This is a genomic window from Thermus sp., from assembly GCF_039793865.1.
Lineage (GTDB): Bacteria > Deinococcota > Deinococci > Deinococcales > Thermaceae > Thermus.
On sequence record NZ_JBAMMI010000083.1, the window covers coordinates 1 to 20,364 of the forward strand.

Genomic DNA, 20,364 nt, shown 5'->3' on the forward strand with positions numbered 1-20,364 from the left:
AAGCGGCTGGCCAGGGCCGCGTAGCTGGCCGTGGAGAGCTTTTACGACAGCCTCTTAGCGCAGGAAAAAGGCTGGGGGCACCCTCCCTTCCTGGAGGAGCCGCCTCGCCCGGGGCAGGGCCTCCGCCACCTCCCGGGCGAGGAGGCCCGCCCCCTTCTCCTCGGCCAAGAGGTCCCCGGCCAGGCCGTGGAGATAGACCCCAAGCCGCGCCGCGTCAAAGGGGGGAAGCCCCGCGGCCAAAAGGGCGGCGATGGCGCCCGAGAGCACGTCCCCCGTCCCCCCCGTGGCCAGGGCGGGGTTCCCCGTGGGGTTCAGGGAAAGCCGCCCGCCTTCCGCCACCACCGTGGGGTTCCCCTTGAGGACCACGGTGAGCCCCGTCCGCTCGGCGAGGGCCCGGGCCGCCCCCAGGGGGTCCTTCCCCACCTCCTCGGGAGAAGCCCCAAGGAGCCTCCCCGCCTCCCCCGCGTGGGGGGTGAGGACGGCGGGGATGCCCGCCTTCCGGTAGGCCTCGGCCACCTCGGGGTGGAGGGCGTCGGCGTCCAGCACCGTGGGGAGATGGGCCTTTAGGGCCTCGAGCGCCCACGCCCTGCCCCACGGCCCCCCGCCCATCCCCACGGCCAGGGCCTCCGCCTTGAGGGAGGGAAGGGTGGGGTGGGAGGCGGGGTGGAAGACGGCCTCGAGAGGCTCTAGAGGGGTGCCCTCCGGCGCCACCAGGTGCACGAGCCCCGCCCCCATGCGGTAGGCCCCGAGGGCGGCGAGGAGGGGCGCCCCGGCGTAGCGGAGGCCCTCCCCCCGGTACCCCCCCAAGACCCCCACCCGGCCCACGCTCCCCTTGTGGGCGGCGAGAGGGCGTTTGGGGAGGAGGGGCCTTAGGGCCTCGGGGGTGGCCACCTCGGGGAGGTCTTCCCGCTCCAGGAGGGGTTTGGGCAGGCCGATCTCCGCCAGGTAAAGTTTTCCGCAAGCCTCCCGCGCTAGGAGATGGGGGATTTTGAGGGCGGCGAAGGCCACCGTGGCCGTGGCCCGCACGTGGGGGCTATAGGGTAGGCCCGAGGGCAGGTCCAAGGCGAGGACGGGAAGCCCCGCCCCGTTCACCCGCTCCACGAGCTCGGCGTGAAAGCCCGTGAGGGGCCCCTTGAGCCCGGTGCCGAAGAGGGCGTCCACCACCACCTCCCCCTCCCGGAAGGAGGCCTCCTCCAGGGGCCGCACCTCCACCCCGTGGGCGAGGAGGGCCCGGAGGGCGAGGAGGGCGTCCCCGGTTTGGCCCCTTTCGGCGTGGACCCGCACCCTAACCCCCCCCAGGTGGAGGTGCCGGGCGAGGACGAGGCCGTCCCCGCCGTTATTCCCCTTGCCCGCGAGGACGAGGGCGGGGGCCTTGCCGAAGAGCTCCAGGTAGACCCTCGCCGCCTTCATCCCCGCCCACTCCATGAGGAGGAGGCTCGGGTAGCCCAGCTCCACCGCCTTCCGGTCCGCCTCCCGCACGGCCTCGGGAGTGAAGAGCCTCATGGGTTCAGGATACGATGGGGCCATGGAGCGCCTCGAGGAAGCCCGGAAGCGCCTGGAGGAGGCGAGGCGGGTGGCGGTCCTCACGGGGGCGGGCATCTCCAAGCCCTCCGGCATCCCCACCTTCCGGGACGCCGAGGGGCTTTGGAGGAACTTCAACCCCCTGGACTACGCCACCCCCGAGGCCTACGCCCGGGACCCGGAGAAGGTCTGGGCCTGGTACGCTTGGCGCATCCAGAAGGTGCGGGAGGCCAGGCCCAACCCGGCCCACCACGCCCTCGTGGAGCTGGAAAGGCGGGTTTTGGAGCGGGGGGGAAGCTTCCTCCTCGTGACCCAGAACGTGGATGGCCTCCACGCCCTGGCGGGAAGCCAGAACCTGGTGGAGCTCCACGGAAACCTCCTCAGGGCCCGGTGCGAGGCCTGCGGGAAGCGCTTTCCCCTGCCCGAGGCCTTCAGCCCGCCCCCCTTCTGCCCCACCTGCGGCCACCGGGCCCGGCCCGACGTGGTCTGGTTCGGGGAGCTCCTGCCGGAAGGGGCCTGGGAGAGGGCGGAAAGGGCCTTCGCCGAGGCCGACTTCGCCCTGGTGGCGGGCACCAGCGCCGAGGTGGAGCCCGCGGCCTCCTTAGGCCGGATCGCCTTCGCCTCGGGGGCTTACCTCGTGGAGGTGAACCCCGAGCCCACCCCCCTCACCCCCTTGGCCCACCTTTCCTTGCGGACGGGGGCGGTGGAGGGGATGGCGCTACTCCTCCCGCCTGCCCCGGAAGACCAGGCGGAAGGGGATCTCCTTTAGGCCCAGGTCCTCCCCGATGCGGTTTTTCAGGTAGTTCTCAAAGGCCCGGGTGACGAACTCCGGGTGGTTCACGAAGAAGACGAAGGTGGGCGGGGCCACCTGGGCTTGCGTGCCGTAGAGGATCTTGAGGGGCTTGCCCTTGAAGTTCGGCATCTGGACGCGGCTCGTCCACACCCCGAGCCAGCGGTTGAGCTCCGAGGTGGGGACGCGGGTGTGGTTGAGCTCGTAGAGGCGCACCGCCTCGCGGAAGATCCGGTCCAGGTTCTGCTTGGTGAAGGCCGAGGTGTACACCCAGGGGAGGTGCTCCAGGTGGGTAAGCCTCCCCCGGAGCTCCCGGCGCACCTTGGGGGCCTCCTCCTTGGCCACCAGGTCCCACTTGGTCACCACCAGGAGGACGGGTTTGCCCTGCTCCAGGGCGTGGTTGGCCAGCTTTAGCTCTCGGTCGCCCACCTGGAAGGGGTCCACCACCAAAAGGACCACGTCCGCCTCCTCTATCGCCCGGAAGCTTCGCTTTATGGCGAGCTCCTCCACCAGGGTCTCGGGCCGCTTGCGGATCCCGGCGGTGTCCACCAGGATAAAGCGCTGGCCGCCGAAGAAGAACTCCACGTCAATGGCGTCCCGGGTGGTGCCGGCCTCCTCGGAGACGATGACCCGCTCCTCCCCCAGGATGGCGTTCAGGAGGCTGGACTTCCCGGCGTTGGGCCGGCCCACGATGGCGAGCCGGATGCCCACCACCTCGGGCTCGCTTTCTATTTGTCGGACGGGAAGCCTTTGCCAGATCGCCTCTATGAGCTCCTCCAGCCCTCTCGCGTGCTCGCTGGAGGTAGGGATGGGGTCGCCGAAGCCCAGGGCGTAGAGGGGCCCCAGGTAGAGCTCGTGCTTGGGGTCGTCCACCTTGGTGGCCACCAGGATCACGGGCTTCCCCTTCCTCCGCAGGTACTCGGCCACCTCGTAGTCCGCCTGGGTGAGCTCCGCCCTCCCGTCCACGGCGAAGAGCACCACCTCCGCGTCTTCCAGGGCTTGGTCCACCTTCTCCTGGATCTTCTTCTCCCACTTGTCCCCGGACCAAAGCCCCCCGGTGTCCACCAGGAGGAAGCGGCCCCGGTCGGTTTCCACCACGCCCTCCTTGAGGTCGCGGGTGACCCCGGGCACGTCCGCCACCACCGCGCTCCTTTTCTTGAGGAGGCGGTTGAAAAGGCTAGACTTGCCCACGTTGGGCCTTCCCACGATGACCACCTTGTGCATGCGCCCTCCAGGAAAAGGGGTGGGGAAGGCCCCACCCGGCGTACCCTTTAGTGTACCACAGGCGGTATCCTAGGAGGCATGCAGAAGCTCGCCCGCTTTCTCCTGAGGCTTTTCGGCTGGGAGCTTAAGGTCGTGCCCCCACCTTCCCGGAAGTACGTCTTGATCGGTGCCCCCCACACCTCCAACTGGGATTTCGTGGTGGGGATTCTGGGCCTCTGGGGCGCCCGCATCCGGGCTCGCTGGCTGGGTAAGAAGGAGCTCTTTAAGCCTCCCCTCGGCTACCTCATGCGGGCTTTAGGGGGCATCCCCGTGGACCGTTCCCGGCGGGAGGGCCTCGTGGACCAGGTGGCGGAGATCTTCCGCCGGGAGGAGGAGATCGCCATCCTCATCACCCCGGAAGGGACCCGGGGCAAGGCCCCCTACTGGCGCACCGGGTTCTACTACATGGCCCTGAAGGCGGGGGTGCCCATCGTCTTGGGCTACGCCGATTACCCCCGAAAGGAGGTGGGCATCGGGGGCTACCTCTACCCGAGCGGGGACATCCGCAAGGACTTCGCCGCCATCCGGGCCTTCTACCAGGACAAGACGGGCCTGAGGCCGGAGAAGCAGGGGCCCATCCGCATCCGGGAAGAGGTGGGGGGGGTGGCCTGAGGGATGGGCCCCTTGCCCCTCGCAGGAGGAGCGCACCTGGGCGGCGGGGGCCCATTTGGCACGGCTACGCCCTCATCCTTCGCCTTCTCCCTTGACCAGGACCACCACGGCGAGGGCGTAGGCCCGCTCGTGGCTTAGGGTGAGGTGGGTCTGGAGCCCGGCCTCCTCGAGGCGTTTCGCGAGGGGGGGAGCGAAGCGGAGGACGGGCCTCTTCCCCTCCATCCCCACCCAGACCTCCTTCCAGGCGAGGCCCTCCGGCCAGCACTTTTGAAAGGCCTCCTTGGCGGCGAGGCGGGCGGCGAGGCTGGGGAAGGGGTCTTGGCGGGCGAGGGCGTAGGCCACCTCCTCCTCGTGGAAAAGCCTCCTTAGGGCCCGCTCCCCGTGGCGGGCGAGGAGCCTTTCCACGCGGGCGATCTCCACCAGGTCGGCCCCCAGGGCTACGATCATGGGCCCATGGTATCCCTTGAGGCCTGGGGTCTTGCCGTGCTAGGGTACTCGGGTGCTGCCCAAGGCCTTCCTCTCCCGCATGGCGGAGCTCCTTGGCGAGGAGTTCCCCGCCTTCCTCAAGGCCCTCACGGAGGGGAGGCGCGCCTACGGCCTTCGGGTGAATACCCTGAAGCTTTCTCCCGAGGCCTTTCAGGGTATCTCCCCTTGGCCCCTTAGGCCCGTCCCCTGGTGCGCCGAGGGCTTCTACTACGAGGAGGAGGCGAGGCCAGGCCCCCATCCCTTCTTCTACGCCGGGCTCTACTACATCCAGGAGCCGAGCGCCCAGGCGGTGGGGGTCCTCCTGGACCCGAAGCCGGGGGAGCGGGTCTTGGACTTGGCGGCGGCCCCGGGGGGCAAGGCCACCCACCTCGCCGCCCGCATGGGGGGGAAGGGGCTTCTCCTCGCCAACGAGGTGGACGGGAAGCGCATAAGGGGCCTCTTGGAGAACGTGGAGCGCTGGGGGGCGCCCCTCGCCGTAACCCAAAGCCCTCCCAGGGCCCTGGCCGAGGCCTTCGGGGCCTACTTCCACCGGGTGCTTCTGGACGCCCCCTGCTCGGGGGAGGGGATGTTCCGCAAGGACAAGGAGGCGGTGCGCCACTGGGGGCCTTCGGCCCCCAAGCGGATGGCGGAGGTGCAGAAGGCCCTCCTCGCCCAGGCCGCGAGGCTGGTGGGGCCTGGGGGGGTCCTGGTCTACTCCACCTGCACCTTCGCCCCCGAGGAGAACGAGGGGGTGGTGGCCCGCTTCCTAAGGGAGCACCCGGAGTTCCGCCTCGAGGACGCCCGGCTCCACCCCCTCTTCGCCCCGGGGGTGCCGGAGTGGGGGGAGGGGAACGAGGAGCTTAGGAAGACCGCGAGGCTTTGGCCCCACCGCCTCGAGGGGGAAGGCCACTTCCTCGCCCGCTTCCGCAAGGAGGGCGGAACCTGGGGCACGCCCCGCCTGGAGCACCCTTCCCCCCTCTCCCAGGAGGCGAGGCGGGTTCTAGGGGCCTTCCTGGAAGAGGCGGGGCTTTCCCTGGAGGGGCCCATCCTGGAGCGGGCGGGCCACCTCTACCTCCTCCCCGAGGAGCTTCCCGCCCTCCCCGGCCTCAAGGCCCCCGCCCCAGGCCTCTACCTGGGCAAGGCGCAGAAGGGCCGCTTCCTCCCCGCGAGAGCCCTCGCCCTCGCCTTCGGGGCCACCCTCCCTTGGCCCGAGGGGCTTCCCCGCCTCGCCCTGGACCCAAAGGACCCCAGGGCCCTGGCCTTCGCCACGGGGGAGGGGGTGGCCTGGGAGGGGGAGGACCTTCCCCTCGCCCTCGTGGTCCTCAAGACGGCGGCGGGGGAGTTTCCCCTGGATTTCGGCAAGGCCAAGCGCGGGGTGCTGAGGCCCGTGGGGATGGGGTTTTAAGGCCACCCCACGTTGCTCCAATGGGCGCCTTCACCCAGGGTTCACGGAAGGCGCCTGGTTCTTTCACGCTTCCCCCCCTACCCTAGGGCTGACCCTGGTAAGGGTCAGAAAGGAGGTAAGGAGGATGAAACGGCCAGCTTGGATGGTTCTGATGGCGGTGGCGGTGTTGGGACTGGCCTTGGCCGGCGGGCCCCGCATGGGGGGTGCGCGCCAGGCGGGGGAAATGGGTGGTCCCCAGGTGGGGATGGCGGCGGGGTTGGTTCGGGCCTTGCACGACGATGTGGCGACCGTCCTGGGCCTAGCCCCGGAGGAGCTCCTGGCCCTGCGTCAGCAAGGGAAGACCCTCGCCCAGATCGCTCAGGAGCGGGGGGTGGATCTCGCCAACCTGGAGGCCAAGTTGGTGCAAGCGCGTAACGCCGCTATCGATGAGGCGCTTAAGAACGGAAGCCTCAGTGAGATCCAGGCCGCTCGGATGAAGGCGCGTACGCAGGTGGCGGTGCAGGCCATGCTGCAGCGGGAGGCCGGGCCCGCGGTCGGCTCGGCCCACGCCAAAGGGGCGGGGCCGGCGGCGGCTCCGAGGGAGCCTACCTGGCCCCACTCCCCCCGGGGCGGGGCCTCTGGGCCCTTCGGGCCAGCTCGGAATAGGTAGCGGGTGAAGGTTTCTTACGGGCCCACCCTTCCGGTGTGGGCCCGTAAGCTTGGAGTATGGCAGGAGAGCTCATCCTGGTGGTGGAGGACGAACCCCAGATAGCCGACACCTTGGAGCGCTATCTGAGGGCGCAGGGATTCCGTACCGAACGGGCGGCGGATGGGGAGCGGGCCCTGGAGGTTTGGCAGGTTGCCCGGCCTGACCTTGTTCTGCTAGACCTGATGCTGCCCCGGCTGGACGGCCTCGAGGTGTTGAAGCGCATCCGCCAGCGGGACCGCACCCCAGTTATCGTGATCACCGCCCGGGCGGAGGAGGTGGACCGCGTCCTGGGTTTGGAGCTGGGTGCGGATGATTACGTGGTGAAACCCTTTAGCCCCCGGGAGGTGGTGGCCCGGATCCGGGCGGTGCTTCGGCGGGCCCAGGGTCTGGTCCGCCCCGCCAGCCATCTTCAGGCGGGAGCCTTAGAGGTGGACCTCGAGGCCCTAAGGGCTCGTTGCCAAGGCCAGGAACTCTCCCTCACCCCCACCCAGGTCCGCCTCCTGTACCTTCTCATGGCTCGGGTGGGGAAGGTGGTGTCCCGGCAGGAGCTTTTGGATGGCCTGGAGACCGAGGCGGACGAGCGCACGGTGGACGCCCACGTGAAGAACCTGCGGGCCCGTCTGGGGCCCTGCGCCGCCCTCCTGGAGACGGTGCGGGGCTACGGCTACCGCTTGCGGGAAGGGCTGGGGGAAGGATGAGGCTTCTCCCGCGCCTCGCCCTGGCCATGGCCTTGGTGGCGGTTTCCGTGGCGGGGCTATCCGGCTGGTTGGCCTACCGAGTGGCGGCGGACCACGTGGGGCGGGCCTTGTCCCTTGGTGGGAGCCTGGGTAACCCAGGGGCCCCTCGCATGGGCCTGCGCCGGCAGCGCTTCTTGCAGGACCTGCGTGCCTCCTTGTGGACGGCGGTGGGGGGAGCGCTTCTTCTGGGGTTGGGGGTAGGAACCCTCCTCGCTTCGAACCTGGTGCGCCCTGTGCAGGAACTGGCCGAGGTGGCCGAGGCGTACCGCAAGGGGGATAGACGCCGCCGAGCCCGGGTAGTGGGGAAGGACGAGGTGGCCGAGGTGGCCAGGAGTTTCAACCTCTTGCTGGATACCCTGGAGCGCAAGGAGGCCGAGGAAAAGAGGCTTTTCTCCGACATCGCCCACGACCTGCGCACTCCCCTAACCGTTCTTCAGGGCGACCTGGAGGCCATGGAGGACGGGCTCCTGCCTTGTACGCCGGAGAACCTCCGAAGGCTTCAGGAAGAAGTGCGCTTTTTGGCCCGGCTCGTGGAGGATATTCGGCTCCTTACCCAAGCGGAGGAGGGGGCCTTGCGGCTTTCTCCCAAGGTTTTGGACCTCGAGGCGCTGGCCCGAAAAATGCTGGATAGATTTCGTATTCAGGCGGAGGCCAAGGGGGTGCAGCTCTCCCTTGCGGGAGAACCTCTTTGGGTGTTGGCAGATGCGGAGGCGCTTTCCCGCGTCTTACAGAATCTCCTGGACAACGCGATGCGCCACACCCCACCGGGGGGAAGGGTAGAAGTGGCGTTGGGAAGGGAGGGAAGCTGGGCCCGGCTGGAAGTGCGGGACACGGGGCCGGGGTTGCGCCCTGGGGAAGAGGAGAAGGTGTTCCAGCGGTTTTACCGGGGAGACCCTGCCCGCACCCGGGGGGGAAGCGGCCTAGGGCTATCCATAGCCAAAGCCCTGGCCGAGGCTATGGGAGGAAGGCTTCAAGGCGCGAACCGAAAGGAGGGGGGAGCGGTCTTTGCCCTTTGGCTTCCCTTAACCCAGGGAAAGGGGTTGTCTTCATGAGCCCCCTCGCCAGGCGCCATCAAGATTCCGGCCTCTCAAGGCCAAGGGCAACGAGCTCTGCTTGCCATCGGCCGAAGGTCTCCCGCAGGAGGTCTTCGGGGAGGGGCCTGACCTCGAGGCGGCCCGGGGCCAGGGGCACCACCCAGAGGAGGCTTTCCGAGACCTTTTTCTTGTCCCGGAGGAGGTAGGGGAGGAGGTCTTCCCAGGCGAGGCGGGGCAGGGGAGGGGGGGAAAGCCACAGGAGAAAGCGGCGCACGGGGGGCAAAAGGTCCTCGCCCCCGAGGGCCCTTCCCAAAAGGGCGGCGAAGAGGAGGCCATAGGCTACCGCCATCCCGTGGGGGAGGGCGTGGCGGGTTTTGGCCTCCAGGGCGTGCCCCAGGGTGTGGCCCAGGTTCAAAAGGCGCCTTTTCCCCTGCTCCAAGGGGTCCTCCTCGGTGATGCCCACCTTCACCGCCACCGCCCTGGCCAAGAAGGCCTCGAGGCGGGGACTTTGCGGCGTGAGGTCCTCCACCTTGAGAAGGGCCTCGTCCCCGGCGATGAGGCCGTGCTTGAAGGCCTCCACCAGGCCCTCCTTGAAGGCGGGGAGGGGGAGGGTCCTAAGGGGCCTTAGCTCGGCGTAGACCCCCTGGGGGAAGTGGAAGGCCCCCACCAGGTTCTTCCCCTCGGGAAGGTTGATCCCGGTCTTGCCCCCCACGCTCGCGTCCACGATGGCCAAGGTGGTGGTGGGAAAGGCGAGGTAAGGCACCCCCCGGAGGTAGGTGGCGGCCACGAAGCCCCCGAGGTCGGTGAGGGTGCCGCCCCCCACCACGAGGAGGGTGGCGTTCCGGGGTAGGCCCTTTTCGGCGAGCCAGGAGAGGACCTCCCCGTAGACCTTAAGGCTCTTGGCCTCTTCTCCCCCCTCCACCCCCAGGCGGGCGCGCACCCCAAGGGCCTCCGCCACCTCCAGGGCGAAGGCCTCCACCTTGCGGTCAAAGAGGAGGGCGGCGGGGCCCGGAAGCGGGGGGACCTCCTTCAGGGCCCCTTCCCCGATGAGGATAGGGTAGGGGACGGGTTCACGCACCTCTAGCTTTTGCATGGCGCCAGAGCTTCTCCAGGATCTCCGCCACCACCTCCTCCACCTTCCGGTGGTCGGTGGAGGCGTGAACGTGGGCCTCGCGGTAAACGGGCGTGCGGGCCTCGAGGAGGGCCCGGATGCGCTCCAGGGGGTCTTCCACCTGCAGAAGGGGCCTTTCCCCCGGCTTCCTCAGGGTCCTTTCCAGGATGGTCTCGGGGCTCGCCCAGAGGGCCACCACGGGGCCCCGTTCCAGGAGGACCTTCCGGTTCTCCGGGTCCACGAAGGTCCCCCCGCCCAGGGAGAGGACCAGGTAGTCCTTCCCGGCAAGCTCCCGCACCGCCTCCCGCTCCATCCTGCGGAAGGCCTCCTCCCCCAGGTGGCGGAAGATGTCGGGGATGGAGACCCCGGTACGCCTTTCGATGTAGCGGTCCAGGTCAATGAAGTGGAGCATGAGCGCCCGGGAAAGCTCCCTTCCGATGCGGCTTTTCCCCACCCCCATGAACCCGGTGAGGGTGACGAAGGTGGCGGGACGGGGAACCTCGAGGCGGGCCATCCTCCTATCCTACCCCACGGGGCCCGGGCTCAGTAGGCCCGCACCCGCTCCCGGTAGCGTTCCACCCGTTCCTGGATCTCCTCCAGGGTATCCCCCCCGAACTTCTCCAGGTAGGCCTGGGCCAGGACGATGGCCGAGAGGGCGCAGAGGATGACGCTCGCCGCGGGCACCGCCGTGGTGTCGCTTCTCTCCCGGGCGGCGTCCTTGGGCTCGTGGGTCACCACGTCCACGGTGGGGAGGGGCCGCATCAGGGTGGCGATGGGCTTGAGGGCGGCGCGGATCACCAGCTCCTCCCCCGTGGTCATGCCCCCCTCGAGGCCCCCCGAGCGGTTGGTCTTCCGGTAGAAGCCCCGCTCCGGGCTCCAGTAGATGGCGTCGTGGACCTCCGAGCCCCGCTTCATGGCGTTGGCGAAGGCGGGGCCGATCTCCACCCCCTTGACCGCGGGGATGGAGAGGGCCATCTGGGCCAGGCGGCCGTCCAGCTTCCGGTCCCAGTGGACGTGGCTCCCAAGCCCCGGCACGAGCCCCCGGAAGCGGGCCTCAATGACCCCGCCCAGGGTGTCCCCCTCGGCCTTGGCCTGGTCTACCCGGCGGATGACCTCGGCCTCGGCCTCCGGGTCGGTCATGCGCAGGGGGCTTTCCTCAATGCGGGGCACGAGTTCCCAGGAGAAAGGTACCCCGGACCACACCCCGGCCATCCCCGGCACGTACCCCACCCCCTCCACCCCGAGGAGGGCGAGGAGCTTCAGGGCCACCCCCCCCACCGCCACCCGCATGGCCGTCTCCCGGGCGCTCGCCCGCTCCAGCACGTCCCGCAGGTCCTTGTGCCCGTACTTGATGCCCCCGGCCAGGTCGGCGTGGCCCGGCCTTGCGGCGGTGAGGGCCTTCTTACGGGGCTCGTTCCCCGGGGCCGGGTCCATCACCTCCACCCAGTTTTTGAAGTCGGCGTTCCGGATGGCCAGGGCCACGGGGGCCCCCGTGGTGCGCCCGGCCCTTACTCCGGCGCGGAACTCCACCCGGTCGCGCTCAATGACCATGCGCCGGCCCCGCCCGTAGCCCTGCTGCCGCTTCTCCAGCCAGGGATTGATGTCCTCCTCGGTGAGGGGAAGCCCGGCGGGAAGCCCCTCAATGATGGCAACGAGCTCGGGCCCGTGGGACTCGCCTGCCGTGAGGAACCTCATGGGCCCATTGTAGGGAAGGGGCCGGGGTAAAACCACCCCCGGCCCAGGACCTCTTTGGAGGATCAGGGCTTCTGCGCCTCTTTCAGGATGTCGGCGGTGATGACCACGAGGAGCTCCCGGTCGGTGGTCTCGTTGGTCCTCTGCTTGAAGAGCTCCCCGATGAGGGGGATGTCCATGAGGAAGGGCACCCCTTGCTGGGTTTGGGTGTTCTCCTGGGAGGTGAGGCCCCCGAGGACCACGGTCTCCCCGTCCCTGACCCGGAGGGTGGTGGTCACCACCTGCTTGGTGAAGCGGTCCACGTCCCCGTCCACGGGGTTGCGCTGGACGTTCCCCGAGACCTCGGCCTTGAGGTTGAGGAGGATCTGGCCGTCGGCGGTGATCTGGGGGGTGACCTCCACGATGATGCCGATGTCAAAGGGGACCCGTTCCACCCGGTCCCCCACCACCCGGCGGATGAGGAAGGTCTCGCCGGACTGGAGCCGGGCGGTTTGGTTGTTGAGGACCGTCTGGTTCACGTCCCGGAGGGCCCGGGAAAGCCCCTGGCGCTGGAGTGCGTCCAGGGTAGCCACGATGTTGAGGGCGGCGAGGCTTCGCGTGGAGTCAAAGATGAGGGAAAGCCCCGAGTCCAGGACGCTGGCCACCACGTTCCCCCCGGCGATGGTGTTCCACTTCAAGCCCAGGTTCCGGGTGAGGTTGGACTGCACCTCCTGGATGCGCACCCTGAGGTTCACCTGGGGCACCGGTTGGTCCAGCTTGGGGATGAGGCCCTCCACCAGGGCGAGCTCCTCCTGGGTGCCGGTGACGATGAGGGTGTTGGTGCGCTCGTCGGCCACCACGGTGGCCTGCCGGGGCTGGGCTTGGGCCTCGGCCTGGGGCTTCCTCGCCTGCAGGGCCTCCTGGAGGACCTTGGCCAGCTCGCTGGCCTTGGCGTTGGAGAGCTGGTAGGCCCGCTGGGAAATTTTGGGGACATCCGTGATCTTGAGGAGCTCAGCGAGGCGGGCGTGGTCCTCCTCGGTGGCGAGTACCAGGGCTTTCTGGGGATTCGTGGGCACCACGTTGATCTGGACCTCGGGAAGGCGAGACTGGAGGAAGGCGAGGAGTTCGGGGAAGGTGGCGTGGGTGAGGGTGTAGGTCCTTTCCACCCGCGGCTTGGGCTGGGCCAGGGCCGGGAGGGGGCGGAAGTCAATCCCGGCCCGCCTCAGGAGGTCGGAGAAGCGGGCGTGCTGCTCGGGGGTGGCGAGGACCGAGAGGATGGCCTTGAGCTTCCCGCCCTCCTCCACCACGATCCAGTTCACGTTGAGCCCGACGGCCTCGCGGGAGAGGAAGGGGAGGAGGTCGTTCTGGACCCAGGCCTTGGCGCCCTCAATGTTGGCCACGGACCGGGTCTGCCCCTGGGCGTCGCTCTCGGTGCGCTTGTAGGCGATCTCGGGGATCCCCACGATGTAGGGCCGCCGGTCCATGGCCCCCGCGCGGCTTGGGGCATCCACCAGGGCGGTGATCACCTGGGTGGGGGCCACCACCACCACGTCCGGGGGCAGGAAGAGGTAATCCAGGTTGTACTGGGCCCCGTAGGTGGCGAAGAGGAGGTCCCACACCTCCCGGAAGGGCTTGCCCTGGAAGTCCAGCTTGACGTTGGGCAGAGGGGGCTGGGCCTTGGCGGGGTCCCCCGTGGGGTCAAAGGCCCGGTAGATGAGGGGCTGGAGGCCCACGCTTCTCGCCAGGGCCTCGAGGACCACGTCCAGGGGCAGGGTGGGGATGGGCCCGGCCTTCACCTGGCTCTCCGAGACCTTCAGGTTCACCTTGGTTCCGAAGCGGAGCTCGTTGGGAAAGCTTCCCGCCAGGGCCGAGAGGCCCAGGGCCGCCAAAGCCCAGACAAGGGGTTTCATAAGGGTTCCTTTCACTGTTCACCTCCAGCCTGCGCGCTCACAAGAGGAAGGTCCAAGGTTTCGTCTTTGAGGGCCAGGACCACGCGTTCGCCCTCTACGCGACGGATCACCGCTTCGCTCCCAGGGATGGAGCCTCCCACGGGAAGCACCAGGTAGCCTTCCTTGCTCTCCAGGATGGCCACGCTCACGGGTCCGAGGAGGGTCCCCGCGAGCTTAAGCCCCTTCTCCTCTACCAGGGCTTGCAAAGGGGTCTTGGGGATGGTGGGGGCCTGGCTTCCCGGCTTCGCCTTGGAAGGTCCGGGTGGGAGAGCTTCCACCAGCCCCGTCGGGGCGGAGGGGAGCACCGGGGGTTCCGGGAGGGCCAAGGGCGCTTCGGCCCTGGGCCTGGGGGCCATGACCTTGGGGGCGGGCAGGGCTCCGGCGCTTCCCGGGAGGGGCCTGGGCCCCGAGGAGAGGCTCGGCGTGGGAAGGGGGGTGCCCGGGCTTACCCGCACCGGTGCCCCCCGGGGCACGGGGCTCGGCCAGACGGTGGGGCTTGGGGCAGGCAAGGGGGAGGGACTCGGGGCAGGCAAGGGGGAGGGACCTGGGGCGGGGGCCTCCACCAGGAGGGGCACGAAGGGGTTGGGAGGGGCAGCCTCCTTCTGGGCCTGGGGAAGGGGAAGCTCCTGGGACTTGGTTGCCGTGGGGGTTTGGGCCTTGGGCGTAGGCGGGGCGGCCTGGACGGGGGCGGGCTGGCTAAGGGGCGGGATGGGAAGGACCTCGAGGGCCTTGGGTTCCTCTCCGGAAGGGGGGCTCGCCACCTCCACCGGCCCTGAGGGCACCTGGGCGGGGAGGTAGAAGCCCACGTACCAGAGGCTCACCGCCCCTACCAGGAGAAGCCCCGCCAGGAGGAGCTTGGTGGACTGAGGAAGGTTTTCCCAGGAAGCGGGAAGGCGGGCCAAAAGCTCCTTCACCGGGTACCTCCTTCCTGCGCTGGGTTGGCCTCGAGGTCCTTGGCCAGCATGTAGAGGGTGAGGGTGAGGCTGGTGGAGAGAATGGGGTTCACGCCCTGGTCCTGGACGCTCAGGTTGAGCCCGGAGAGGGAGCTAAAGCGGGAGAGGCCTTCCAGGCGCCTGAGGTAGGCGTAGGTTTCCGGGAAGGGGCCTTCCAGGGACAGGGCCAGGCTCACCGCCCGCACCTCGGGCACGGGAGCGGTGGTGGGGGAACGGGTGAAGGAGCGCACCACCACCCCGCTCCGGTTCGCTTCCCCCAGGATCTCCGAGAGCACCTCCGCCAGGCGCTCTTCCCTGGGGAGGGCCCGGAGGAAGGCTTGCTTTTCCGCCTGCAGGAGGGCGATGGCGGCCCGGAGCTCGGGCAGTGCCCTTTGGGCCCGTCGGCCCTTATCCCGTTCAGGGAGGAGGGCCGCAATCTCCTGGCGCACCACCTCCGTCTCCTGCCGCAGGGGCAGGATGCCCAGGTAGTACCAAAGGAGGCCCACCGCCAGGGTGAGGACCATGGCGAGCAGGGCCCACTCCCGCTGCCCTAGCCTAGCGAGCACCTTGCTCACCTCCCACCACGCCCACCCGGGCGCTAAAGGTGTAGAACCCCCGGTTCGGGTCCAGGAAGGCCCTTTGGAGCTCTATGCCAAAACGGGGAGAGGTCTCAAAGGCCCGCACGAAGCGCACCAGGGCCCCTTGGTTCAGGGCCTCTCCCTCCAGGGCGAACTCCACCCGCACCTTCTTGCCGCCAAATTCCCCGTTTTGGGCCTGGGCGTTGGCCTCCTCCTCCGAAAGGACCCGGGCTCCCACGGAGCGTAAGGCCACGGGAAGCCGCCCCCCTTCTTTGGGAATCTGGTTGATGAAGGCGGCAAGGTACTGGGACCAGGGGACGAAGTCCTTCTGGAGCCCCTCGCGGATGGCGAGGAGGGCCTCGAGAGTCTTCCGCTCCTGGACCAGGCGGTTCTGTTCCTCTATGAAGGGCTTCAGGGCCTCCACCTCGGCCCTTAGGGCGTCCCGATCCGACCTAGCCAGGGCAAGCTCCGTGTAAGCGGTGTAGTGCAGGAAGCCCAGGGTGCCAAGGACCACCAGGGCAAAGAGGGCCGCCGCCAGCCGCCACCAACCGGGCTCCACCCGCCGGCGAAGGTTCTTGGGAAGGAGGTTCAGCCTAATCAAGGGGGCTCACCCCCCTCAGGGCCAGCCCCAAGGGCACCATCATCTCCGGCCTCATCTCCTTGAGCTTTTCCAGGTCAAAGCGCTTGGGATCCACCCTTAGGCCTTCCCAAGGGTCGGGCGCAAGGAAGTTCACCCCCAGCACGTCCGTGAGCAGGGTGGAAAGCCCCCGCAAGCGGCTTCCCCCCCCGTAGAGGAAGCCCACCTCGGGCTGGACGTCCCCGAGCTGCACCCGGAAGAACTCCAGGCTTCGGCGGATCTCCTGGGTCAGGTCCACCAAAACCGGGCGGATGGCGTCGTAGATCTTGGCGGGGCTATACCGCTCCCTTTCGGCGTCAAAGTCCAGGAGGAGCTCCTCGTCCTCCGTGGGAATGGTGGCCAGCCCGTAGGTGCGCTTGACCTCCTCGGCGGTGAGGAGGTCCAGGCCGAAGCTCTTGGCGATGGCCTCGGTAAAGTCCTTCCCCGAAAAGGCGAGGATGCGGACGGCCAGGGGGCGGTCCCCTTTGAGGAGAAGGAGGCTGGTGCTCTCCGCCCCGATCTCTATGGCCACCGCCACCCGATCCGGTTCTCTCCTTAGGGTTTCCTCCAGGGGGTAGAGCCCGGCGAAGGGCTTCACGTCCAAGACCACGGGGATAAGCCCCGCCCCCCGCAAGGCCTCAATCAGGGAGGCCACCGCCTCCTGCCTCGCGGCGGCCACCATGACCTCCACCTGTTCCCCCTCGGCCACCTCGGCCAGGGGGTCCAGGGGGGCGTAGTCCAGGACCACCTCGTCTATGGGGAAGGGGATGTACCGCTCAGCCTCCCAGCGCACCGCCTCCTCCATCTCCTTGGGGGGCATCTTGGGCACCTGGAGGGTGCGGAGGATGACGCCGGGGTTGGGCACGGCGCTCACCACGTACCGCTTCCGGGTGCGGGCTTCGGCGAGGAGCTCCCGGATCTCCTGGCTTAGGGCCTGGGGCTCCTTGACCACCCCTTCTGCCAGGGTCCCTGGAGGTAGCGGGCGGGTGGCCAGGGCGGTGAGGGTGGGCGGGAAGCCCCGGAGCTCCACCAGTTTTAGGGCGTGGGCCCCCACCTCCAAACCCAGGGCTTCTACCCGGGGCCGGAATAGCTTGCTGAAACCTGAAAACACGGCACCTCCCCTACGCTTTCTCGGCCAGACCTTACCCTAACCTGGCCCTATTGTATGGCCACCCCTAAAGACAGAGGAAGAGGCCAAGGCTATGGCTTTGGCCTTTGACCACGGGAGGGGCTTTTAAAGGGATCGCAAGGCCGCCACCACCGCCTGGGTAAAGGCTTCCGTGGTGGCATTCCCCCCCAGGTCCGGGGTGCGGGGGCCTTTCTCCAGCACCAGGTCCACCGCCCTCTCTACCTTCCTCGCCGCCTCCTTCTCCCCCAGGTAGTCCAGCATCATGGCCGCGGAGAGGATGGCCGCCGTGGGGTTGGCGATGCCTTTGCCGGCGATATCGGGGGCGGAGCCGTGGACGGGCTCAAAGACCGCAGCGGTGTCCCCGATGTTGGCGGAAGGGGCGAGGCCGAGGCCGCCCACGAGCCCGGCAGCGAGGTCGGAGAGGATGTCCCCCAGGAGGTTGGTGGTGACGATGACGTCAAAGCGCTCGGGGCGCATCACGAGCTGCATGGCGCAGTTGTCCACGATGATGTCCTGGACGTTCACCAGGGGGAAGTCCCTGGCCACCTCCTTGACCGTGTCCAGGAAAAGCCCCTGGGTGAGGGGGAGGACGTTGGCCTTGTGGGCGATGTGGAGGGTCTTGCGGGGCCTTCCCTCGGCGATCTTTAAGGCGACTCGGCCGATGCGCTCGCTGGCCTTCTTGGAGGTGACGGCGTCGGCGATGGCCACGTCCAGGTAGCGCCGCTCCTGCTCCACGTAAAGCCCCTCGGTGTTTTCCCGGACGATGACCAGGTCCACGCCGGGGCGGCTTTGGGGGACAGGGCGGCTCTTGGCGGGGCGGACGTTGGCGTAGAGGTCCAGCCTGCGCCTCAGGTAGCGGATGGCCCCGAAGAAGCCCGGCACCTTGCGCGTGGGGCTCGTGGCCGCCCCGAAGAGGGTGGCGTGGCAGGACAGGATCTTCTCTACCGTCTCCTCGGGGACGGAGGTCCCTCTTCTCTCAAAGGTCTCCCAGCCCGCCTCGGCCTCCACGAACTCCAGGGGGAGGCCGGTGGCCTCCAGCACCTTCCTCGCCGCCGGGACCACTTCGTGCCCGATGCCGTCGCCTTCAATCAAGCAGATGCGGTACGCCATTTGCCCTCCGGGTCAGGGGTATAACCCCCTTACGGGACTATACGCTACATCGCTGGGAGAAAGGGTTAGGAGCGGGCCGCCAGAAGGCCCAGGACCAGGGTCAAGTAGGCCAGGGTCCGCAAGGCCGCCTGGCGCAGGGGCCCCAAAAGAGCTTTCCCACGGCCAAAGCTTGGGCATCCTGTGCTGTAAGGCCAAGGTGCGGGCACTCTAGGAGGGGCTCAAACTCCCCGACCCCCGCGCACTTGGCCCGGAAGGCGGGGGCCTCCCCTGGACCTTTCGCGCCGGAGCCTTTACCCTGGGGAACATGTACGAGGGGAAGATCCTCTACGAGGGGCTCACCTTTGACGACGTTCTCCTTTTGCCCGGCTACTCGGAAGTGCTGCCCAAGGAGGTCTCCGTCCAGACCCGGCTCACCAAGCGGCTTTCCCTGAATATCCCCATCCTCTCCGCGGCCATGGACACGGTGACCGAGGCGGAGATGGCCATCGCCATGGCTCGGGAGGGAGGGCTCGGGGTGATCCACAAGAACCTCTCCATAGAGGCCCAGGCGGCCATGGTGCGCAGGGTGAAGCGCTCCGAGGCGGGGATGATCCAGGACCCCGTGACCCTCCCCCCCACGGCCACCCTCGAGGACGCCGAGCGCCTCATGCGGGAGTACCGCATCGGGGGGCTTCCCGTGGTGGACCTCTACGGGAAGCTTTTGGGCCTGGTCACCAACCGGGACCTCCGCTTTGAGCGGGACTTGAAGCGCCCCGTCACCGAGGTCATGACCCCCCTGGAGCGCCTCATCACCGCGCCCCCCGGAACCACCCTCGAGGAGGCGGAGGAAATCCTCAGGCGGCACAAGGTGGAGAAGCTTCCCCTGGTGGACGAGTCGGGGAGGCTAAAGGGCCTCCTCACCCTGAAGGACATCGTGAAGCGCAAGCAGTACCCCAACGCGGCCAAGGACCCCCTGGGCCGCCTTCTGGTGGGGGCGGCGGTGGGGGCCTCCGAGGACCTCCCCGAGCGGGCCCAGGCCCTGGTGGAGGCGGGGGTGGACGTTTTGGTGCTGGACTCGGCCCACGGCCACTCCAAGGGCATCCTGGAGGCCCTCCTTTACCTCAAGGAGACCTTCGGCGAGAGGGTGGAGGTCATCGCGGGGAACGTGGCCACCCGGGAAGGGGCCAGGGCCCTGGCCGAGCGGGGGGCGGACGCGGTGAAGGTGGGCATCGGCCCCGGCTCCATCTGCACCACCCGGGTGGTCACGGGGGTGGGGGTGCCCCAGATCTCGGCCATCCTCGAGGCGGTGGCCGGGGTGGAGGACCTGGGGGTGCCCGTCATCGCCGACGGGGGGATCAAGTACACCGGGGACGTGGCCAAGGCCCTCGCCGCCGGGGCCCACACGGTGATGCTGGGGAGCATGCTGGCGGGCACGGACGAGGCCCCGGGGGAGGAGGTCCTGAAGGACGGGAGGCGGTACAAGCTCTACCGGGGCATGGGCTCCTTGGGGGCCATGAAGCAGGGTTCCGCCGACCGCTACTTCCAAGACCCTGGCAAAGGGGAGACCGAGGCCAAGAAGCTCGTCCCCGAGGGGATTGAGGGCATGGTGCCCTACAAGGGCCCGGTGGCCGACGTCCTCTACCAGATCGTGGGGGGCCTGAGGAGCGCCATGGGCTACGTGGGGGCGCCCGACATAGAGACCTTCCGCAGGAAGGCCCGCTTCGTGCGCATGACCATGGCCGGGCTCATTGAGAGCCACCCCCATGACGTGGTGGTGGTCAAGGAGGCCCCCAACTACTGGCGTTAGGGCCCCCGCCCTAGGATTCACTCCCGAAGAGCTTTTCAAAGGCCGCCTTGTCCCCCTTCTTGTGGGCGAGGCGGTAGCTGCCTTCCCTTTCCTCTACCCTGCCCTCCTGAACCAGGGCCTTCAGGGTGTCCTGGAGCTCCTTCTTGGAGAAGGGCTCACCCTCCTCGTCCAGGTAGCGCTGGATCTCCTGGAAGGTGGCGAGGCGGAGGGCCTCGAGGGCCCGCATCACCCAAGCCTTGCGGTCCATGTCACCATCCTAATCCCTCCCACCGTGGCATCCTGGGGACGTGGACCCTTATCGGGAGTACCAGGATTACGTGATGGCCTCGAGGCTCCTCGTGGCCCAGGGCCTTTCCCTGGAGATCCTCTCCTTATCCCGGTACGCCCGGCTCCGCCTGAAGCGGATGGAGCTTGTAAAGGAGGGCCGGTGGGCGGCGTTGGAGGCCCTGGACGAACGCCTGCGCTACGGTTTTTGGACCAACCCTTGGCGCCTCAAAGAGGCCCTGAAACTCCTGGGCCACGCCCCCTACCTGGCCTCCCTCGAGGCCTTTGAGGGGCTTCTTTTCCCGGAGGAAAGGGCCCGGCTCCGCTATCCCGGCCAGGCGGGGGAGTACTACCTGGGGTTTTTGCGCCTCCCCTCCCTGGTGATGGACCCCCTGGCCTTTGAAGAGGCCCTGCGGGAGCAGGAGGCCCGGGGAGAGGCACTTCCCCTTTTTCTAAACGCCTTCCACCGCGTCTTGGGCTGAAAAGAGCCGCTTGCCCCAGGTAGTAGCCTCCAACGCCCCTTTGCGGTCTTGGAAGACCGGGATACTGTGCGGCGGGGAGGCCGGGGCGGGTGGCTACCCATCAGCCCCGCGGGCGTGGTGGCCCGGCGAGTGGAGCGGTAGGGCCTCCCTCAGGGGGCAAGATACATGGGAGTGGCGGTACGTGGTGGCCACCAGGCGCCACGCCCCGGACGGCGCTCACC

Annotated in this window: 20 protein-coding genes; 7 read left to right on the forward strand and 13 right to left on the reverse strand. The window is 68.7% G+C overall.

Going from position 1 to position 20,364, the window contains the following annotated elements; translation table 11 throughout:
- Positions 1-54 precede the first annotated feature (54 nt).
- Positions 55-1,503: an NAD(P)H-hydrate dehydratase gene (locus tag ABJK26_RS07465; RefSeq protein ID WP_347241653.1), complete on the reverse strand. Its 1,449-nt coding sequence runs from the start codon at positions 1,501-1,503 to the stop codon at positions 55-57.
- A gap of 22 nt (positions 1,504-1,525) precedes the next feature.
- Here ABJK26_RS07465 and ABJK26_RS07470 point away from each other — a divergent pair, with 22 nt between their 5' ends.
- Positions 1,526-2,290, forward strand: a complete 765-nt coding sequence (locus tag ABJK26_RS07470; RefSeq protein ID WP_347241654.1) for an NAD-dependent deacylase — start codon at positions 1,526-1,528, stop codon at positions 2,288-2,290.
- Here the strand turns inward: ABJK26_RS07470 and der are convergent.
- The gene (gene der, locus ABJK26_RS07475; protein ID WP_347241655.1) at positions 2,240-3,535 is read right to left on the reverse strand and encodes a ribosome biogenesis GTPase Der; all 1,296 of its coding nucleotides are present in this window, start codon (positions 3,533-3,535) and stop codon (positions 2,240-2,242) included. The two genes, ABJK26_RS07470 and der, sit on opposite strands and share 51 nt — an antisense overlap.
- Positions 3,536-3,613: 78 nt before the next feature.
- On the opposite strand from der, the gene ABJK26_RS07480 reads away from it, so the two are divergent.
- Positions 3,614-4,186, forward strand: a complete 573-nt coding sequence (locus tag ABJK26_RS07480) for a lysophospholipid acyltransferase family protein (RefSeq protein WP_347241656.1) — start codon at positions 3,614-3,616, stop codon at positions 4,184-4,186.
- A 72-nt stretch (positions 4,187-4,258) separates the two neighbouring features.
- Here ABJK26_RS07480 and acpS read toward each other — a convergent pair whose 3' ends face one another.
- Complete coding sequence (gene acpS, locus ABJK26_RS07485; protein WP_347241657.1) at positions 4,259-4,633, reverse strand: holo-ACP synthase; 375 nt, start codon at positions 4,631-4,633, stop codon at positions 4,259-4,261.
- 52 nt (positions 4,634-4,685) lie between these two features.
- Here acpS and rsmF point away from each other — a divergent pair, with 52 nt between their 5' ends.
- The 3 genes from rsmF (at position 4,686) to ABJK26_RS07500 (ending at position 8,533) form a co-directional block, all read left to right on the forward strand.
- On the forward strand, positions 4,686-6,056 hold the full coding sequence (rsmF, locus tag ABJK26_RS07490; RefSeq protein ID WP_347241658.1) for a 16S rRNA (cytosine(1407)-C(5))-methyltransferase RsmF: 1,371 nt from the start codon (positions 4,686-4,688) through the stop codon (positions 6,054-6,056).
- Between the two features lie 705 nt (positions 6,057-6,761).
- Positions 6,762-7,442, forward strand: coding sequence for a response regulator transcription factor (locus tag ABJK26_RS07495; protein ID WP_347241659.1), 681 nt, complete (start codon positions 6,762-6,764; stop codon positions 7,440-7,442).
- On the forward strand, positions 7,439-8,533 hold the full coding sequence (locus tag ABJK26_RS07500) for a HAMP domain-containing sensor histidine kinase (protein WP_347241660.1): 1,095 nt from the start codon (positions 7,439-7,441) through the stop codon (positions 8,531-8,533). The genes ABJK26_RS07495 and ABJK26_RS07500 overlap by 4 nt, the downstream gene beginning before the upstream one ends.
- A gap of 19 nt (positions 8,534-8,552) precedes the next feature.
- Here ABJK26_RS07500 and ABJK26_RS07505 read toward each other — a convergent pair whose 3' ends face one another.
- The 9 genes from ABJK26_RS07505 to ABJK26_RS07545 form a co-directional block, all read right to left on the reverse strand.
- Positions 8,553-9,608 (reverse strand): 3-dehydroquinate synthase family protein, encoded by a 1,056-nt coding sequence (locus ABJK26_RS07505; RefSeq protein ID WP_347241661.1) that lies wholly within the window; start codon positions 9,606-9,608, stop codon positions 8,553-8,555.
- A complete protein-coding gene (locus ABJK26_RS07510; protein ID WP_347241662.1) occupies positions 9,586-10,140 on the reverse strand; it encodes a shikimate kinase in 555 nt (184 codons plus the stop codon). The genes ABJK26_RS07505 and ABJK26_RS07510 overlap by 23 nt, the downstream gene beginning before the upstream one ends.
- A gap of 29 nt (positions 10,141-10,169) precedes the next feature.
- On the reverse strand, positions 10,170-11,321 hold the full coding sequence (gene aroC / locus ABJK26_RS07515) for a chorismate synthase (protein WP_347241663.1): 1,152 nt from the start codon (positions 11,319-11,321) through the stop codon (positions 10,170-10,172).
- A gap of 62 nt (positions 11,322-11,383) precedes the next feature.
- On the reverse strand, positions 11,384-13,222 hold the full coding sequence (locus ABJK26_RS07520; protein ID WP_347241664.1) for a secretin N-terminal domain-containing protein: 1,839 nt from the start codon (positions 13,220-13,222) through the stop codon (positions 11,384-11,386).
- Positions 13,219-14,160: a competence protein gene (locus ABJK26_RS07525; protein WP_347241665.1), complete on the reverse strand. Its 942-nt coding sequence runs from the start codon at positions 14,158-14,160 to the stop codon at positions 13,219-13,221. Before ABJK26_RS07525 ends, ABJK26_RS07520 begins: the two co-directional genes overlap by 4 nt.
- Positions 14,157-14,744 (reverse strand): type 4a pilus biogenesis protein PilO, encoded by a 588-nt coding sequence (pilO, locus tag ABJK26_RS07530; RefSeq protein WP_347241666.1) that lies wholly within the window; start codon positions 14,742-14,744, stop codon positions 14,157-14,159. The genes ABJK26_RS07525 and pilO overlap by 4 nt, the downstream gene beginning before the upstream one ends.
- Entirely contained in the window at positions 14,734-15,357 is a 624-nt protein-coding gene (locus tag ABJK26_RS07535) for a flagellar protein FliT (protein WP_347241667.1), read from the reverse strand. Before ABJK26_RS07535 ends, pilO begins: the two co-directional genes overlap by 11 nt.
- Positions 15,350-16,483, reverse strand: a complete 1,134-nt coding sequence (gene pilM, locus ABJK26_RS07540) for a type IV pilus assembly protein PilM (protein WP_347241668.1) — start codon at positions 16,481-16,483, stop codon at positions 15,350-15,352. The genes ABJK26_RS07535 and pilM overlap by 8 nt, the downstream gene beginning before the upstream one ends.
- 123 nt (positions 16,484-16,606) lie before the next feature.
- Entirely contained in the window at positions 16,607-17,611 is a 1,005-nt protein-coding gene (locus ABJK26_RS07545) for a homoisocitrate dehydrogenase (protein WP_347241669.1), read from the reverse strand.
- 304 nt (positions 17,612-17,915) lie between these two features.
- On the opposite strand from ABJK26_RS07545, the gene guaB reads away from it, so the two are divergent.
- Positions 17,916-19,397: an IMP dehydrogenase gene (gene guaB, locus ABJK26_RS07550; protein ID WP_347241670.1), complete on the forward strand. Its 1,482-nt coding sequence runs from the start codon at positions 17,916-17,918 to the stop codon at positions 19,395-19,397.
- 10 nt (positions 19,398-19,407) lie between these two features.
- On the opposite strand, the gene ABJK26_RS07555 is transcribed toward guaB, so the two are convergent.
- Positions 19,408-19,644, reverse strand: a complete 237-nt coding sequence (locus tag ABJK26_RS07555; protein WP_347241671.1) for a hypothetical protein — start codon at positions 19,642-19,644, stop codon at positions 19,408-19,410.
- 40 nt (positions 19,645-19,684) lie between these two features.
- Between ABJK26_RS07555 and ABJK26_RS07560 the strand changes: the two genes are divergently transcribed.
- Complete coding sequence (locus tag ABJK26_RS07560; RefSeq protein WP_347241672.1) at positions 19,685-20,143, forward strand: hypothetical protein; 459 nt, start codon at positions 19,685-19,687, stop codon at positions 20,141-20,143.
- Positions 20,144-20,364 lie beyond the last annotated feature (221 nt).